This is a genomic window from Litoribrevibacter albus, assembly GCF_030159995.1.
GTDB classification, from domain to species: Bacteria; Pseudomonadota; Gammaproteobacteria; order Pseudomonadales; family Litoribrevibacteraceae; genus Litoribrevibacter; species Litoribrevibacter albus.
On record NZ_BSNM01000015.1, the window covers coordinates 388235 to 405852 of the forward strand.

Annotated in this window: 13 protein-coding genes; 12 read left to right on the forward strand and 1 reads right to left on the reverse strand. The window is 44.5% G+C overall.

Annotation, left to right across the window (positions count from 1 at the left end; all coding sequences use genetic code 11):
- Positions 1 to 8 precede the first annotated feature (8 nt).
- Complete coding sequence (locus QQL66_RS14160) at positions 9 to 1037, forward strand: 1-aminocyclopropane-1-carboxylate deaminase/D-cysteine desulfhydrase (protein ID WP_284382269.1); 1029 nt, start codon at positions 9 to 11, stop codon at positions 1035 to 1037.
- On the opposite strand, the gene QQL66_RS14165 is transcribed toward QQL66_RS14160, so the two are convergent.
- Entirely contained in the window at positions 959 to 1963 is a 1005-nt protein-coding gene (locus QQL66_RS14165) for a DUF1853 family protein (protein ID WP_284382270.1), read from the reverse strand. The two genes, QQL66_RS14160 and QQL66_RS14165, sit on opposite strands and share 79 nt — an antisense overlap.
- 135 nt (positions 1964 to 2098) lie before the next feature.
- Here QQL66_RS14165 and QQL66_RS14170 point away from each other — a divergent pair, with 135 nt between their 5' ends.
- From QQL66_RS14170 to QQL66_RS14220, 11 genes are all read left to right on the forward strand, one after another.
- Positions 2099 to 2983: an NAD(+) kinase gene (locus QQL66_RS14170; RefSeq protein ID WP_284382271.1), complete on the forward strand. Its 885-nt coding sequence runs from the start codon at positions 2099 to 2101 to the stop codon at positions 2981 to 2983.
- Between the two features lies 1 nt (position 2984).
- The gene (locus tag QQL66_RS14175) at positions 2985 to 4016 is read left to right on the forward strand and encodes a metallophosphoesterase (RefSeq protein ID WP_284382272.1); all 1032 of its coding nucleotides are present in this window, start codon (positions 2985 to 2987) and stop codon (positions 4014 to 4016) included.
- Between the two features lie 84 nt (positions 4017 to 4100).
- Positions 4101 to 4961, forward strand: coding sequence for a rhomboid family intramembrane serine protease (locus QQL66_RS14180; protein WP_284382273.1), 861 nt, complete (start codon positions 4101 to 4103; stop codon positions 4959 to 4961).
- A 74-nt stretch (positions 4962 to 5035) separates the two neighbouring features.
- A complete protein-coding gene (locus tag QQL66_RS14185) occupies positions 5036 to 5314 on the forward strand; it encodes a YeaC family protein (protein WP_284382275.1) in 279 nt (92 codons plus the stop codon).
- Positions 5315 to 5351: 37 nt separating this feature from the next.
- On the forward strand, positions 5352 to 6257 hold the full coding sequence (locus QQL66_RS14190; RefSeq protein ID WP_284382276.1) for a DUF2797 domain-containing protein: 906 nt from the start codon (positions 5352 to 5354) through the stop codon (positions 6255 to 6257).
- 127 nt (positions 6258 to 6384) lie between these two features.
- Positions 6385 to 9015, forward strand: coding sequence for an aminopeptidase N (gene pepN, locus QQL66_RS14195; RefSeq protein WP_284382277.1), 2631 nt, complete (start codon positions 6385 to 6387; stop codon positions 9013 to 9015).
- Between the two features lie 239 nt (positions 9016 to 9254).
- Positions 9255 to 10637, forward strand: coding sequence for a DUF1329 domain-containing protein (locus QQL66_RS14200; protein ID WP_284382279.1), 1383 nt, complete (start codon positions 9255 to 9257; stop codon positions 10635 to 10637).
- A 97-nt stretch (positions 10638 to 10734) separates the two neighbouring features.
- On the forward strand, positions 10735 to 11886 hold the full coding sequence (locus QQL66_RS14205; RefSeq protein ID WP_284382281.1) for a WD40/YVTN/BNR-like repeat-containing protein: 1152 nt from the start codon (positions 10735 to 10737) through the stop codon (positions 11884 to 11886).
- Positions 11887 to 11912: 26 nt separating this feature from the next.
- A complete protein-coding gene (locus QQL66_RS14210; RefSeq protein ID WP_284382283.1) occupies positions 11913 to 14315 on the forward strand; it encodes an efflux RND transporter permease subunit in 2403 nt (800 codons plus the stop codon).
- 360 nt (positions 14316 to 14675) lie between these two features.
- A complete protein-coding gene (locus QQL66_RS14215; RefSeq protein ID WP_284382285.1) occupies positions 14676 to 15971 on the forward strand; it encodes a sensor histidine kinase in 1296 nt (431 codons plus the stop codon).
- Positions 15971 to 17470, forward strand: coding sequence for a sigma-54-dependent transcriptional regulator (locus QQL66_RS14220; protein WP_284382287.1), 1500 nt, complete (start codon positions 15971 to 15973; stop codon positions 17468 to 17470). Before QQL66_RS14215 ends, QQL66_RS14220 begins: the two co-directional genes overlap by 1 nt.
- The last annotated feature ends 148 nt before the right edge of the window (positions 17471 to 17618 follow it).

Here is a 17618-nt window from a genome sequence, read left to right on the forward strand (position 1 = left end):
GCGTTGTTATGATTCCTTCCTATCCACTTAACGTGACTGATCTACTGTCTCGTTTACCTGTTCAGAAAGTGACTCCCCGCTGGTTAAATGAATCCAAGGTGGCGTTGTATATGTTGCGTTTGGATCTAACGGATGCAAGCGTGTCCGGTAATAAGTGGTTTAAGCTGGCAAAGAATATAATTGACGCTCAAAGTGCGGGTCATCAGCAGTTATTGAGCTTCGGCGGCGCTTATTCGAATCATATTTTCTCTTTTTCAAGTGCGTGTGCGGAAGCGGGATTGTCGTCGGTTGCAGTTATTCGAGGTGAAGAGCTGTCGGCAGATTCAAATCCCATGCTCAAGGCCGTTAAAGGCTTGGGGACAACGTTAATTTTTGTCGACAGAGAAGCCTACCGTCGCAAGTATGAACAGGATCGATTGACGTATTATCGATCTCAAGTCGGAGAGTTTTGTTTAATACCGGAGGGCGGAAGCAATCAGGCGGGGGTGTCTGGTGCAGAGGCTATTGGCGAACTGGTGATGAATCAGGCGACTGAATTTGATCATGTCATGTTGGCGTGCGGTACAGGAGCGACTTTGGCCGGTGTGGTGCGTGGGATCTCAGGGTATGACAATGCGCCTATGGTGCATGGTTTTTCTTCATTTGGCATGCGTTCGGTTGCAGCTGGCACGGGTTGGTTAACCAAAGAAGTGGAGCAATTTTTGGAAGAGGGGCAATCAGAGGGGAGATCTTCCAGAGGTTTTCAGCTTCATGCCGATGCGTCATTGCCTGGTTATGGTCGGCTTTCTCAGGAACTTATGCATTTCGGCGCAGAGTTTCTTGAAGATACGGGAGTTTTGTTAGATCCGGTATATACGCTCAAATTAATGGCTTTTGTTCAGCGTTGGTGTCAACAGGATTGCTTAGAAAGTCAGAAGGTATTATGCATTCATACCGGTGGGTTACATGGCTGGTTAGGCTATTTGGACGAAGAATCCGGTGGCGACATGCCTGCCCAATTGTTAGGTACGATAAAACAGCGATTACTTTCCTTATAGAGAGTAGTTGATCCGTTTGTGGTGTCTTCTGTATTCAAAATAGAGACGAGAATAGGGCGATTCCATTGCTGGATTAAACTTTTGATTTGTTCTTCTAATGCATTTCTTTCAAGTAAGGCGTTGTGTTCTTTATTGTGGAAAGGCCCTAGCCAGTAGGGTTTTTTCAGAATCAGGAAGCGGTCATTCTCAGATAGGTATTTGGTCATTTCATCTTGCTTAAACCATAGTGGTTCAGGCGATTTATTGAATTCATTATTCTCTTTAGAGTAGGGCAAGGGGGCTGGATCTTTTGGATGCAGAAATAGATAGCCCTGAAGTAGCACTTGTCTTAGGGACGGTGTTGGTGTGCCAAGTTCATTAGAGTGATTTTTGAATGCGTCGGTGAAGCACATTTGGCTTTGGTGCGATATTAAATGTCGCGTTTTGAGATCAAGTCGATCCTTGATCATTGGTCCGAGCCAATGTTTGGTCGAATTGCTTTGATCGATCCAGGCTGAACTGCCAAGGTAAAATTTTACTGCCGTTTCGAGATGAATAGTCTTCTGGCTTATCTCATCTAAATACAGGAAATCGATTTCACCCAAGGTTCGTCCCTTGTCTTGTAATTGAAGGTGTTCTTCCAAAAGCGTGACGTCCGGAAACGCGTGTAACAAGTAGCTGACCAAGGCTTCGTAATAGAAACCTACGCGTGTCGTTGGGCGTTCTTCAATGTAGTGAATAAGACTGCTTGGGTGTTGATTCAGTTGGTTTAATTGTTCAAGCCAGTTATCTCTCAGCTTGTCTGTTGGTTGTTTTCGAGTAAAGCTGGGTGGCAGCAGATCAGGTGTTAATGATGTGTTTTTCAGAAGAGGTAGGCTATCGATGATCCAAGCCAGGTCAGCTACATATTGATGTGAAAAATTAAAGATGTTCAGTGCTGATTTCATGGCTTTCCACGTGTTTTGTCATCGAGTCATAACCTGGGCCGGGTTACTATTTCGGTTGTTGTCCCTGGCTGAAAAGAGTAGCATGCCAAGGTATAGAAAATTACCGTTCAATTTGAAGAAGTTAGCTTAACAGTCATGGATCAGTTTAGAAATATCGGCATTATCGGCCGTATAGGTAGCGCAAAAGTTGTTGAAAGTATTCGTCGCTTGATGAAGTTTCTTGATGATAATGCCATGAATGTGATTCTTGAGGATCGCATTGCGGAGGTTATTCCTGGTCATAATCGTCAGGTTGGGCGATCTCAGCTTTTGGGTGAGATGTGTGATCTCGTGATTGTTGTTGGCGGTGATGGCAGTTTGTTAGGTGCTGCCCGTAAATTGGCTAAATATGGCGTGCCGGTATTAGGTATTAACCGTGGCAAATTGGGGTTCCTGACGGATATTTCTCCTGATGAGGGAATGGAAGATAAGGTTCAGGAAGTATTGGATGGTCGTTTTATTACCGAAACACGTTTCTTGCTGGATGCTCAGGTAAGACGTGGCGGACAGCCGGTGGCTACTTTATCCAGCTTGAATGATGTTGTGCTTCACCCTGGTAAAGCGACCACCATGATTGAGTTTGACCTATATATTGAAGGTCAATTCGTATATTGCCAAAAATCCGATGGTTTAATTGTTTCAACGCCTACCGGTTCAACGGCTTATTCTCTTTCTGGCGGTGGTCCGATTATGCATCCTAAATTGGATGCGGTAGTGCTTGTTCCCATGTTCCCTCACACGTTAAGTAGTCGTCCGATTGTGGTGGATGGCAACTCTGAAATTAAATTGATTGTTTCCGAGAATAATAAAACGTATCCGCACATTAGTTGCGATGGTCAAGAATCCTTTACGTTGGCACCGGGTGATGTGATTTATATTCACAAAAAGCCGCATAAGCTGAAGTTGATTCATCCGTTGGATCACAACTTCTATCAGACGTGTCGAGACAAACTAGGTTGGCAGGACCAAAGAGGCGTGTAGTATGACTTCAGGCGATCCGATGGCTAACCTGGAAACAGTTCAGGGCTATGATGTCATAGGGGATATCCACGGATGTTCCGAGGCCTTAGAACGTTTACTAGAGAAACTCGGTTACCAAAAAGTAAATGGTGTTTATTCGCACCCTGATCGCATTGCCGTATTTGTTGGTGATATCGTGGATCGGGGGCCGCATATTCGACAGGCGGTCTGGTTGGTTCATGACATGGTGAAAGCGGGGAACGCCCTGATTACTATGGGGAATCATGAATACAACGCGATTGCCTACATGACGCCTTCTCCAGAGGGTGGGACACATGAGTATTTGCGAGAGCACAACCAACGACATACTCGAATCATGCGAGAGACTCTGGATCAGTTTTCTGATTATCAGGACGAGTGGAAGTATTTGGTTGAATGGTTCCTGACGATTCCTTTGTTTCTTGAACTGCCTGGTTTTAGAGTGGTTCATGCTTGTTGGGATGAGGCGTTAATCGATGAATTTAAGCGTCGCAGGAACACCAACAAGATTGATCTTGATTTCTTGGTCCGTTCGTCTGACCTTGATTCATTTGAGTTTGATGTCATGGATCGTCTTTTACGTGGTACGAACCTGAAATTGCCGAATGGAATGAGCATTGAAGGCAAGGATGGTTATGTAAGACAGTTTTTCCGCACCAAGTTCTGGTCCGAATCGCCGGAAGTGTACCAAGATATCGTATTCCAGCCTGATCCGTTGCCACCAGAAATTGCTGTACGGGACTTAACACCTGGTGATCGATCCAAATTACTAAGTTACGGTGAAGAGCGCCCTCCATTATTTTTCGGGCATTACTGGAGAATGGGTAGGCCGGAGTGTATTAAGCCAAACTTAGCGTGTCTGGATTATTCGGCCGTGAAATATGGCAAGCTGGTTGCGTACCGATTTGATGGCGAGAAAATCCTATCCAATGATAAGTTTGTTTATATTGATGTCACACCAGAAGAGTTCCCTAAACCTGAAAGTTCAGGCTTGGAAGATCTTAGTAAGGTTTAGCAGGGCGTAGACTTTCGACAGTATTAACGATGCTTATTCTCTTTTCTTACTCCTTTTTTAGACGTTCATACTAAGGAGGTTTGCTTGCATAAACTGGGTGAAACGGAATCTGCTGAACTGGTTGCAAAAATCAGTGAGCGTCTTTGGAAGGCGAAAATTCCTCATCAGGTGGTTTCTACAGGAACAGAGCAAGCGCCTTTGTCAGAAATATGGCTAGTTCGTGAAGAGGATCTTCCGCTGGCCGTTGAAATTCTCAATTCCCCCGAAACGAACAAAGTCTCCGAATCTAATGGTCGTTCACCTTTGGTAGCTTCGCTGTCATATGCCAAGGTTACCTGGTTTTTTATTATTACTTGTGTACTTGTAGCACTTTTGACCCGGGCTGGGGCTAATGTAGAGATGGTGGCCTGGTTCTCAATAGTGCCTATTCAAGTGATAGGGAATAGATTCCTTCCTGGCTCTTTGGATGTGGTGTTTAGTACGGGTGAATTCTGGCGCTTATTTACCCCCGCTTTGATTCATTTTGGTGGGCTTCATCTTGTATTTAATATGTTATGGGTGTGGGAGTTTGGTCGAAGGATCGAGCAAGTTGAAGGTAAGATGCGACTGTTTATTGTGCTTTTGGCTTCAGCCGTGATTTCAAATCTAGGACAATACTTCGCCGGCTCAGTCTATTTTGGCGGGATGTCAGGTGTGATTTATGCCTTCCTGGGGTATATGGTGGTGACGGATAAGCTTAGTACTCATCCTAAGTACGAGATTCCTACGTTCCTTGTTGGATTTATGCTGGTTTGGTTGGCTCTTGGTTTTACCCAATTTACCAAGTTCATTGGGCTGGGTGGTATTGCAAATGCTGCTCATACGGTAGGTTTGATTTCAGGTGTTGGCATTTCTGTTCTGGCTCGTTTGATTTTTCATCGTAAAGATCAGACGGAAGTGTCTTAACATGGCTTAGGAATGGCAAATTTTAGCCAGTGCTAATACAATAACGCATCTTATTCATTGCTGGAGTTTGGCTAATGACCTTAGACGATCTTATTCGCTCAATTAATCCTGAAATTTATAGCAACTTAAAAACCGCTGTGGAATTGGGGCGCTGGCCAAACGGAGTGAAGCTGACCAAAGAGCAGGTGAATCTCTGTCTAGAAGCGATTTTTCATTACGAAGAGACTAATGATTTGCCAGATTCAGAGCGTGTTGGCTATATCAGTCGTGAGTCGATGCCTGAGCACAAACGTAAGAAGGCGGAACAAGAAGAGCAATTGAAGCGTCAGATTGCCGTTCAAAATCTCCACTAATTTCAGTGTCCGGGGTTCTCCCCTCTAGAGTCTATATATGCAAAGTGATTTGTTTGATAGCCCAAGTGAGCCATCATCTGGGCTTTCTACCGAGTCGGCTTCTTCGACTCAGAAAATGTCACCGGGTGTCGTTTTTTCTGGTCATCTTAATAAAATGCGAGTGCGTCTTGAAGAGCCTGCAGAGTACCGTCTGGGTGATCTTAGAGTGAATGATTTGATTGGTCATTCACTGAAGCTAACTTATAAGCACCACATCAAATGCATTGGCTGTGGTGCGGATACCAATAAGAGCTTCAGCCAAGGCTATTGTTACAAGTGCTTCACAACTAAGGCCGCGTGCGATTCATGCATTATGTCGCCGGAAAAGTGTCACTTCGATAATAATACCTGTCGTGAACCAGGATGGGGTGAGCAGTACTGCAATCAGTCGCATTATGTCTATTTGGCGAACTCATCCGGTATTAAGGTGGGGATTACGCGTGGGACTCAAGTGCCTACGCGCTGGATTGACCAGGGCGCATCTCAGGCGATTCCTATCATTCGTACGATGAATCGTCACCTGTCCGGTTTGGTTGAAGTGGTTATCAAGCAGCATGTTACAGATAAAACCAATTGGCGCACGATGCTGAAAGGGGCTCCTGAACGGTTAAATCTGGCAGCAGAGCGTGATCGCTTGTTGGCAGAGTGTCAGTCCGAATTAGAAGAAATTACCAATCGTTATGGGCTAAATGCGATTCAACCTCTTTTGCACTCTGAATCTATTGATATTGCTTACCCTGTCTCTGAATACCCTGATAAAGTCAGTTCCTTTAATTTTGATAAGGAGGCTGAAGTCAGTGGTGTTCTTAAAGGAATTAAAGGGCAATACTTAATCTTTGATACTGGCGTGATTAATCTACGCCGTTTTACAGGTTATGAAATTGATATTGAGGTTGTGGCTTAAGTTTACGGCAGTCATGCGATTTGATCTTGCCGAGACCACGATCTGGATCTTTACCACGATAAATAATAAAAAGGATGTGACTTTATGCCGGCTGCTCGTAACCGGATAAGTCACCCGGAGACACTTCATGTCACAAGCACCAGCCAAAGCTATATTTCTCAAAGACTATTTACCCCCTGCGTTTACGACCAAAGAAACCTTTTTGGACTTCGAACTTCTTCCAGAGCATACGATTGTACGTTCCCGGTTATTGGTTGAGAGGAACCCTAAATGTGGTGTGCCTTCGAACCTGTTTTTGCTGGATGGAAATGAGCTTGAGTTATTGGAAGTTAGAGTTGATGGCCAACCGTTGGGTGAGAGCGAGTATCAACAAACAGCGACCTCTTTGAGCTTAGAGATTGATAAAGATCAGTTTGTCTTTGAATGTACGACTCGGATCTACCCTGATCGTAATACTGCCTTGGAAGGTCTCTATATCTCTGGCGGAATGTACTGTACTCAGTGTGAAGCAGAAGGCTTTAGAAGAATAACGTTCTTCCAGGATCGCCCTGATGTCTTGTCTGTATTTACAACCAAAATAACGGCGGATCTGGATAAATACCCAACCGCGTTATCCAATGGCAATCTCGTTACCCGGACAGAGGAAAACGGGAAGGTCATTGCTGAATGGCATGATCCGTTCCCTAAACCTTCGTACTTATTTGCTCTGGTTGCCGGGGATTTAATCTGTCAGGAAGATCGGTTTACCACCCAATCTGGTCGTAATGTCACTCTCCAGATCTTTGTAGAGCAGGGGAATGAGCATAAATGTGATCATGCTTTGGCTTCATTGAAGCGTTCTATGACATGGGATGAAGAGGTTTATGGTCGGGAATACGATCTGGATTTGTTCATGATCGTTGCCGTTGATCACTTCAATATGGGCGCTATGGAGAATAAAGGTCTAAATATCTTTAACTCTTCGTGTGTCTTGGCGACGCCAGAAACGGCTACGGATGACGCCTTTGCTCGCATTGAAGGTATTGTTGGTCATGAGTACTTCCATAACTGGTCGGGCAACCGAGTTACCTGTCGTGATTGGTTCCAGTTGAGCCTGAAAGAAGGTTTTACCGTTTTCCGTGATGCGGAGTTCTCCTCTGATATGGGCAGTCGTGCTGTTAAGCGACTTGAAGATGTGAGCTTTTTGAGACAGCACCAATTCCCTGAAGATGCCGGACCTATGGCTCATGCTGTGAGACCTGCTTCCTATATGGAAATCTCTAATTTCTATACCGTGACCATTTATGAGAAAGGCTCTGAGGTGGTTGGTATGTTAAGAACCATCCTGGGCGCAGATCTTTTCAGAAAAGGTTCCGATCTCTACTTCGATACGTTTGATGGCCAGGCAGCTACCACGGATGACTTCGTTTGGGCTATGGAACAAGTCAGTGGTAAAGACTTAACTCAATTCAAACGTTGGTATAGCCAGGCTGGAACGCCGCGTTTATCCGTACGACGAGCGTTTGATGCGGCTTCTCAAACGCTTACGTTAACGGCTGCCCAGCATACTCCTGAAACCGCCGATGGTTCGAAAAAAGAGCCGTTTGTGATTCCTGTGGCTTTAGGTCTGGTTGCTCAAAATGGTAATGCCTTGGCGATAGAGTCTGAGGATAAGCGATTTAATGCGGCGCAAGCTGTGTGGTTGGTTGAAGAGGCTGAGCAAACGCTGGTTATCAATGGTATAGCTGAGTTACCCGCAGTGTCGCTATTGCGAGATTTTTCTGCACCTGTTCTTCTGGAAGATGATTTAACAGATCAAGAGCGTATTTTGCTTATAGGGAATGATCCTAACGGATACAACCGTTGGGAGCAGTGCCAGATTATTTATAAAAAGCTCATTCTTCAAAAAGTGGATGCTGAGTTTGATGAGGCATTATTGAAGGCGCTGAAACAGTCTCTTCGTCAGTTACTGCAAGATGATGCGGTTGAAAATGCTGTTAAGGCAGAGCTTTTGAGTTTGCCGGCAGAATCCGAGTTTCTCCAGTTAGTTCCAAATATTGATATTTTATCAGTAGAAGCGGCTCGTGAAGCACTAAGGCTCTGGATTGCTACAGAATTGTTTGCTGACTTTGAGCAAATGTTTGGTTCTTTAGAGTCGTATTCGGATTATGCGTTTGAGCCAGAGCAGGTAGGTGTAAGAAAACTAAAAAATACCCTGTTGGAATACCTCTTATTGGCAAATTTAGAACAATATCAAGGCATTGCATTAGCCCAATTTGAGCAGGCTTCTAACATGACGGATCAACTGTCCGCCTTTAAGTATATTGTTCAGTACGGTGATGAAGCTGCAGCTAATAAGGTCATTTCTGTTTTCTTATCACAGTGGGCTGACGATGTTCAGGTTCTTGAACAATGGTTCCGTGTACAGGTGAGTCGTTCCGATGAAAATACACTTTCACGAGTGAAGACATTGCTTGATCACGAACTTTTTGAATATCAGAATCCAAATAAGATCAGAGCGGTGATCGGAGCTTTTGCTATGACGAACGTGAAGAGTTTTCACGCAGCAGATGGCAAAGGATATGAGTTCTTAGCAGAGCAGGTGGCTAAGATTGATCAGATGAATCCGCAAATCGCTGCGCGTCTTGTGGGGCCTCTGACAAAGTGGAAGAGCTATGACCTTTCACGAGGACAAAAGATGAAGGCTCAGCTTGATTTGTTAGCGACAAAAGTGCTTTCAAAAGACTTATATGAAGTCGTAAGTAAAAGCCTTGGATAGTCTAGCGAATGGTTCTCAGAAGCGAGTTTACATAAGTACTGATTTTAAAAGGGTCGGGTGATTTTTGTTGCCCTTTGTAACAAAGGGTTAACTTGCTTTGTTCAATCCTTTATTTTCGTGCAGGTGAGCTCGATATTGTTGAGAGTTTTTTGTATTGTTGATTCTCTAAGCCAGGAGGGCTCTGAGATCGGTAAGTTTCTGCCAAAAGAAATCTAATAAAATGGTCAGGTAAAGATTGTATGTCGACGCTACGTAAAACATTAATTGCCCTTACGGGTATAGCTTTGATTGCACCTATGGCTAACGCTAAGGTGTCATCTTCAGACGCTGAAAGATTAAAAACAGATTTGACGCCCTTTGGGGCTGTTAGAGCCGGGAATGCTGATGGCAGTATTCCTGAGTGGGCAGGTGGCTTAACAACGCCTCCGCCAGAATATAAAGGGCCTGGAGATCATCACGCTAATCCATTCCCGGAAGATGAAGTTCTATTTACGGTAACCTCGCAGAATATGAATAAATATTCTGACCTGCTTACTGATGGCCAAAAAGCCATGTTTGCAGCGTACCCTGAAACATTCAGAGTACCTGTCTATAAGACGCGAAGAACTCATGCAGCGCCTGAGTGGGTTTATGAAAACAACATCAGCAATGCCACGACGGCTGTGCTGGCGAACAAAGGTAATGGGGTTAAAAAAGCCTATGGTGGTATCCCGTTTCCTTTAGCAGCTCAAACCACGAAAGATGGTTTGGAAATGTATTGGAACCACGTAATGAGATGGCGTGGTGTCTACATCGTTCGTCGTGCTTCTGAGACAGCGGTACAGCGTAATGGTGAATATAATATGGTGACCTCTCAGCAAGAGGCATATTTTAACTATTACAACCCAGAAGGTTCTGTAAAAGATCTGGATAACATCTTGTTCTACTACTTGTCTTTCGTGAAAGCGCCTCCTCGCCTAGCTGGTGGTGCGGTATTGGTTCATGAAACAGTAGATCAGGTGAAGAAACCTCGTAAAGCATGGGGCTATAACGCAGGGCAACGCCGTGTACGTCGTGCACCGACTTTGGCTTACGATACTCCAATTGCAGCGATGGATGGTCTAAGAACGGCTGATGATACTGACATGATCAACGGTTCGCCGGATCGTTTTGACTGGAAATATATCGGAACGGAAGAAAAACTGATTCCTTACAACAATTACATGATTGGTAATCCTGATACTAAATACTCAGATTTGTTGTGGGCAGGTCATATCAATCCAAAATACACGCGTTATGAAAAACATCGTGTTCATGTGATTGAAGGGACTTTGAAGAAAGGCCAACGTCATATCTATACTAAACGTAGATTGTACATCGATGAAGATAGCTGGAGTGTAGCTTCTGCTGATCAATACGATGGTCGTGGCGAGCTTTGGCGCGTATCGATGGCGTATTTGAAGAACTACTACGAAATGCCTGTAACCTGGACCACTTTGGATGTGTTCCATGATTTGCAAGCTCGTCGATATGCAGTGCAGAATTTGGATTCGGAAGAATCCTCAACCATTGACTTCAGTCAGCCGATACCTAATTCACGTTACTTCAAGCCTTCTTCTTTAAGGAGACGAGGTACACGTTAGGATTTTGGTCTAATGTAAGTCATTTAGATGCAAGAGTAGCGAGTTAAGCTACTCTTGTTGTAATTGTATTAGTGAAAACTGTCGTATGAGTCCATATATGGTCAAAACTGTAAAAACCCGGGCTTTGAAATCCTTGCTCCTACCTCTGGTGGCAGCGTCGGGTTTCAGCCTTAGTCAGCAAGCCTTATCCTTTTCCGACGTACTGGATACACCCGCAGTCAAATCACCCAAAGCAGCAGAGTCTTTGCTCTTGGATGTCGATAAACTGTCAGGAGGTCGTTTGGTCGCCGCAGGGGAAAGAGGGCACATCCTTTATTCTGACGATAATGGAAAAAGCTGGGTTCAAGCAGACGTTCCTGTCATTGTGAATATCATTTCTGCGCATTTTGTAAATGATTCTATTGGCTGGGCGGTAGGCCATGACGGTGTTGTTCTAAAAACCACCAATGGTGGGCAGTCATGGATACGTCAGTTTGATGGCTTTAAAGCAAATGAACAAACACTGGTTCAGCGACAGAAGTTTGTTGAAGAGCTGGAAGCACAAATTGAAGAAGCATCAGACAGTAAACTTGAAGAACTTGAGTTGGCTTTAGAAGAAGCTCAATTCGCGCTTGAAGATGCTCAATTCGATGTCGAAGGTGGTTCAACCAAACCTTTCCTTGATGTTTGGTTTAAGGATGAGAACTACGGCCTTGTAGTAGGTGCTTATGGCCAGATGTTCCAAACCACAGACGGTGGTACTACTTGGCATAACGTAGCCGACAAATTAGATAACCCGGATCGTTTTCACTTGAACTCAATTGAACAGACCCAGCCAGGCGCTCTTGTTGTCGTCGGTGAAGCAGGGCTAATCATGCGTTCTACTGATAATGGTGATAGCTGGGAAACTTTGGACTCTCCATACGATGGTTCTTTCTTTGGAGCAGTATCAACCCGACAACTTAATGGCCTTTTGGTTTATGGTTTGAGAGGCCATGTGTTCCGATCTTCAGACCTGGGTGACACCTGGGAGCAAATTGAAGTAAATACGGAGCAAACGTTGAATTCAGGCAGTGCCTTCAAGGATGGAACCATCATGTTGGTGGGCAATAATGGTGTTGTTTTGAAAAGTTATGATTCTGGTCGTAATTTCACCGCAACGGTTCGAGAGGATCGAAGTTCATTGGTTGGAATTACAGAATCGAATGATGGCGGCATTGTGCTAGTTGGCCAAGACGGCCTGTATCTTGCGTTGCCAAACGCTGAATAATAACTAAGAAATAGGGTTGAAATTAGATGTCGACAAAGCATCGTAACGATACAGATAACTATATTCTGTCACCTGAAACAGAACCGTTTTTAGAAAAGTTATTCTTTAATAACCGTTTACTTTTCTTGTTGATCTTTTTGGGATTAACGATCTTTCTTACCTACAGTGCGGTAAATATTAAGCCTGACGCGCGATTGGAAAAACTGATTCCTTTGAAGCATCCATACATCATGAACATGATGGAGAATCGGGATAGCTTGGAGAATCTGGGGAACAGCATCCGTATTTCGGTTGAAAATCCGAACGGTAATATTTTTACCGCAGAGTATATGGAAACGTTACGTCAAATCACTGACGAACTGTTCTATATCCCTGGTGTTGATCGTTCTGGCATGAAATCGATCTGGACGCCTAATGTTCGTTGGGTTGAAGTAACTGAAGAAGGCTTCCAGGGTGGACCTGTTATCCCACCAACCTACGACGGCTCTCAAGAAAGCCTAGAGCAGCTTCGTCAAAACATTTTGCGTTCTGGTACTGTTGGTAGCTTGGTTGCTAACAATTTTGAATCAGCAATCATTCAGGCGCCATTGTTCGAAAAGAACCCGGAAACCGGTGAGCAGTTAAACTATCAAGAGTTCTCTCATCAGTTAGAAGAGCGTATTCGCGCTAAGTTTGAAGGACAAAACGTAAAAGTCCATATCGTTGGGTTTGCTAAGAAAATTGGCGACTTGATGGATGGTATTAAAGACATTGGTGTTTTTGCTCTTATTGCAATTGCTATTACCTTTGTTCTCTTGGTTTTGTACGCACGTTGTTTCAAAGGTGCGATCATCCCGGTTATCTGTTCTGTTATCGCAGTGTTCTGGCAGTTGGGCATTCTTAATCTGCTGGGCTTCGGATTAGATCCATATTCGGTGTTGGTTCCTTTCCTTGTGTTTGCCATTGGTATTTCTCATGGTGTGCAGATCATTAATGCGATTGCTATTGAATCAGCAGAAGGTAAAGACAAGTTAAGCGCAGCTCGTCTTGCGTTCCGTGATTTGTATGTGCCTGGTATGTTGGCTCTAATGAGTGACGGTATTGGCTTCCTGACCTTGTTGTTGATTCAGATTGATGTAATTCAAGAACTGGCTATTACCGCAAGTATTGGTGTGGCAGTAATTATCTTCACTAACTTGGTGTTGTTGCCAATCTTGATGTCATACGTTGGTATTTCAAAATCAGGCGTTAGCTATCTGCAACGCAGTGCGAACTCTGAGCCTAAAGTTGCGAAAGCGCTTTCGTATTTTGCTCATCCAACGGTTGCTCCGATTTCAATTCTGATTGGTATCGCACTCGCTGGTTTTGGTTTCTTCTATGGACAAGATCTGAAAATCGGGGACTTGGATAAGGGGGCTCCTGAGCTTCACCCTGATTCTCGTTATAACCTTGATAATGCCTTTATTACCGATAATTACTCTACCAGTGCAGATGTAATGGTAATCATGGTTAAGACTCCGACAGAGAAATGTTCTGCGTATCAAACCATGGATGCTATTGATCGCTTCCAGTGGAAAATGGAAAACGTAAATGGGGTTCAAGGTACGGCTTCGTTAGTAACTGTTTCGAAGATTGTTAGCACGGGTATGAACGAAGGTAACTTGAAATGGCGTTCACTGTCTCGTAACCAACAAATTCTTAACTCTTCAATTCAACGTGCACCTGCGGGTCTGTTGAATGCGGACTGTAGTTTGGCACCTGTGATCCTGTTCTTGTCTGATCACAAAGCTGAAACATTAGAGCATGTGACTGCTGCGGCAGAGGACTTTGCAGAAAATTATAACATCGATGGTGAGTTGGAATTCCTGCTTGCTGCCGGTTCTGCGGGTATTGATGCAGCAACTAACCAGGTGATTGAAGCCGCTCAGGATCGCATGTTGGTATTCGTATATGCGGTAGTATCCATCTTGTGTTTCATTACTTTCCGTTCTGTGCGTGCTGTTCTGTGTATTATCACGCCGCTGGGCATTACGTCTGTATTGTGTGAAGCTTTGATGGTCTACAAAGGCATCGGTGTTAAGGTTGAAACTCTGCCTGTGATTGCACTTGGTGTAGGTATTGGTGTTGACTACGGTATTTATATCTATACCCGTCTTGAAACCTATATTCGTGATGGTTTGGGTCTTCAGGCTGCTTATCTTGAAACCCTTAAAACTACAGGTAAAGCGGTTGCATTTACTGGTGTTACCTTGGCAATTGGTGTTGTGACCTGGGTATGGTCATCGATCAAGTTCCAAAGCAACATGGGCTTCTTGCTAACCTTTATGTTCTTGTGGAACATGGTGGGTGCACTTTGGTTGCTACCTGCGTTGGCTCGCTTCCTGATTCGTCCGGATCAGATCATTGCGAAAGAGCGTTTGCGTCAGCAGCGTCAGATTGCAGATGACTAATGAGCTTGTTCCACTGAACACGGGTTAATTATTTAAAGCGTAATTAGCCTCAGAAAAAACCCCGCATCGCGGGGTTTTTTTATGTCTGACTATTTTTCACTTTTTTGGCGCTGGCGCTGGCGCTGGCGCTGGCGCTTGGCGCTTGGCGGTTGGTGATTGGCGGTGTGATATTTTTTTGACTTTATAGTTGGCTGTTTATCTGGGATTTGTTGTCAATTAACCGCCGTATTTAAATTGCTGTTATTTAACTTATTGAAATATAAGGAAAATATAAACTGGCATGTACATTGCTATTTCTATGTTGGATCCAAATTAAGTGCCAGACAATTGGTAACCTATACAAGATCGGACGTAGTAAATATGACAGTGATAGATCCACAACGGAATTTAGACTTGCAGGGTGGTGTGCTTGCAGAGAGCTTGTCTCTGATGGAAGCGCTTAGCCCGATTGGTAGTATGCATGAGTCATCGGCGCCTGCGGAATTGGCTGGGCTGCATAAAACATTTGAATTGTTTGGTCAGATGTCTCAACAGTTAAGTCAGTCATATTTAATGCTTGAAGACAGAGTAAAGCACTTGTCTTCACAGCTAGAAAAACAAACGGCTGAGCGCCTAAAAGAATTAGCAGAAAAAGAGCAGCTGGCTGAGCGGTTAAGTAGCTTATTAGACTTGTTGCCAGGTGGTGTGGTCGTAATTAATGAAGATGGACTCATTGAACAGTGTAACCCTGCCGCCCGAGAATTATTAGATGCATTTTCAGGTGAGCTGGTTGGTAGTCGTTGGGTCGATGTGATTCGTAGCTGTTTTAGACCAAGGCAGGATGATGGGCATGAGGTGTCTACGGTTGGTGGCAGTCGTTTAAGTATTTCAACGCGTTCTTTGGAGAACCAACCTGGTCAAATTGTGCTATTGACGGATCAGACAGAAACGCGCCATCTGCAGGAAGAAGTTTCTCGTAATGAGCGTTTGAGTGCGATGGGTAAGATGGTCGCTTCCTTGGCGCATCAGATTCGTACACCATTGTCTGCGGCCATGTTGTTTGGTGGACACTTAAAGAACCCCGGTTTGGAAGATACTAAGCGAGTAGCTATTGCTCAACGCTTAATGTCTCGATTGTCGCATTTGGAACAGCAAGTGCGAGATATGCTGATTTTTGCCAAAGGTGATTTGAAAACGGCAGAGTTGATTCAGGTTAGAGAATTTTGCCTGTCGTTACAGGACGCTATTACCGCCCATGATTGGCCAGAAACGGTAGATGTTGAATTACGTAATCAATGTCCGGAGGAAGCGTTTTATTGCAACTCTGAGGCGTTGGTTGGTGCGGTATTGAATTTGGTGGAGAATGCGGCTCAGGCTACGTCTCATAAGATCTCGGTTCAGATCTCTCTAACTCAATCCCGAGATAAAGCTTGGTTTATATGTTCTGTAAAAGACGATGGACCTGGCATGAATAAGAAAACACTTTCAAAGGTAATGGAACCTTTCTTTACAACTAAGTCTCAAGGAACAGGTCTTGGGCTGGCTGTGGTGAAAGCGGTTGTGTCTGCTCATGGGGGCGAGTTTACGCTTGCTTCAGAAGAGGGGGACGGCACAGAGGCAATATTGAAGATTCCATTGGTGCAATTAACTTCAGCAGAGATTGAAGGAGTAGAGTAATGGCAAAGCAAAAAGTATTGGTCGTAGAAGATGATCGTGATTTAAGAGAAGCGCTTTGCTTGACCTTAGATGTTGCGGGTTATCCCTATGAAGAAGCGGCATCAGGTGAAATTGCCCTGGATATTCTTAAAGACACGCCGATCGATATGGTGATCAGTGATGTCAATATGTCCGGTATTGACGGTCATGAATTGCTTAAGCGAATTAAAGCGAATCATCCTGGCTTACCTGTCGCTTTAATGACCGCATACGGTGACATTGAGCGAGCAATTAATGCAGTAAGAAATGGCGCTGCGGATTATTTAGTAAAACCGTTTGAGTCAGAAACCTTGCTTGATTTAGTAAAGTCGACATTGGGGAATCAAACACCAATGTCGGGTACGAATCTGCCTGTGGCGGAAGAGCAAAGTTCCATCGACCTGTTGAGTTTAGCGAAGCGAGTTGCAGAATCGGATTCAACCGTACTGATTTCTGGTGAAAGTGGTACAGGTAAAGAGGTTCTTGCACGTTATATTCATGATAATTCGCTAAGAGCGGATCAGCCGTTTATTGCGATTAACTGTGCAGCAATTCCCGAGAATATGCTGGAAGCAATTCTCTTTGGTCATGAGAAGGGTGCTTACACTGGCGCCATCAATGGTGCACCAGGTAAATTCGAGCAAGCGAATGGCGGTACCATCTTGCTGGATGAGATCTCAGAAATGGAGATCGGTCTTCAAGCGAAATTACTGCGTGTACTTCAAGAAAGGGAAGTAGAGCGTTTGGGTGGCCGTAAGACCATCAAACTGGATGTTCGAGTGATTGCAACAACCAACCGTGATCTTCGTGAATATGTCCAGGAAGGTAAATTCCGTGAAGACCTTTATTATCGTTTGAGCGTCTTCCCGCTGCAGTGGAAACCATTGCGTGAGCGTCCAAAAGACATCGTTCCTTTGGCTAAGCGTCTTCTGAAAAAACACGGTAAGAAGATGGGCAAGGGCTCGTTGAAAATTGACTCAAGTGCTGTGCACATGCTGACGCAATACAACTGGCCTGGAAATGTTCGGGAACTTGATAATGCTGTGCAGCGCGCGTTAGTGCTGCAACAGGGGAATGTGGTAAGTGCGGAAGATTTTCGTCTGGAAATGTCACCTCCTGTGGTATCAATGGCCTCCTATATGAAGCCTCAGCAGCCAGTGCAACCTAATGTGCCTAATATGGCTGAGATGGGAGCTGTTTCACAGGGTGAAATAGGCAACTATGAAAAACATGGTATAATGGAAAGTAGCGCCCCTGCGACTTCCACTATGCATGCGCTGGATTCTTCTCCAGAAGCTTCATTGGGAGATGATCTGAAACAGCGCGAATTTCAGGTGATTCTCAATACGTTGAGATCAGTAAACGGCAGCCGAAAGCAGACCTCTGAAATTCTCGGAATCAGTCCACGGACTTTACGCTATAAATTGGCAAAAATGCGTGAAAGTGGCCTTGATGTAGATGAATTGTTGGCTGCTTCCTGATGTAGGAAGCAACCTCAATACGAGGTCGGCAAACCTCGTTTTAGATCCATGTGGCGTGGATCGAATTCTCCGTTTAAGCCCGGCCTTCAGGTCGGGCTTTTTTCATTTTATATCCTTGAAAACATCTCTTCGGATTAGATCCTAGATC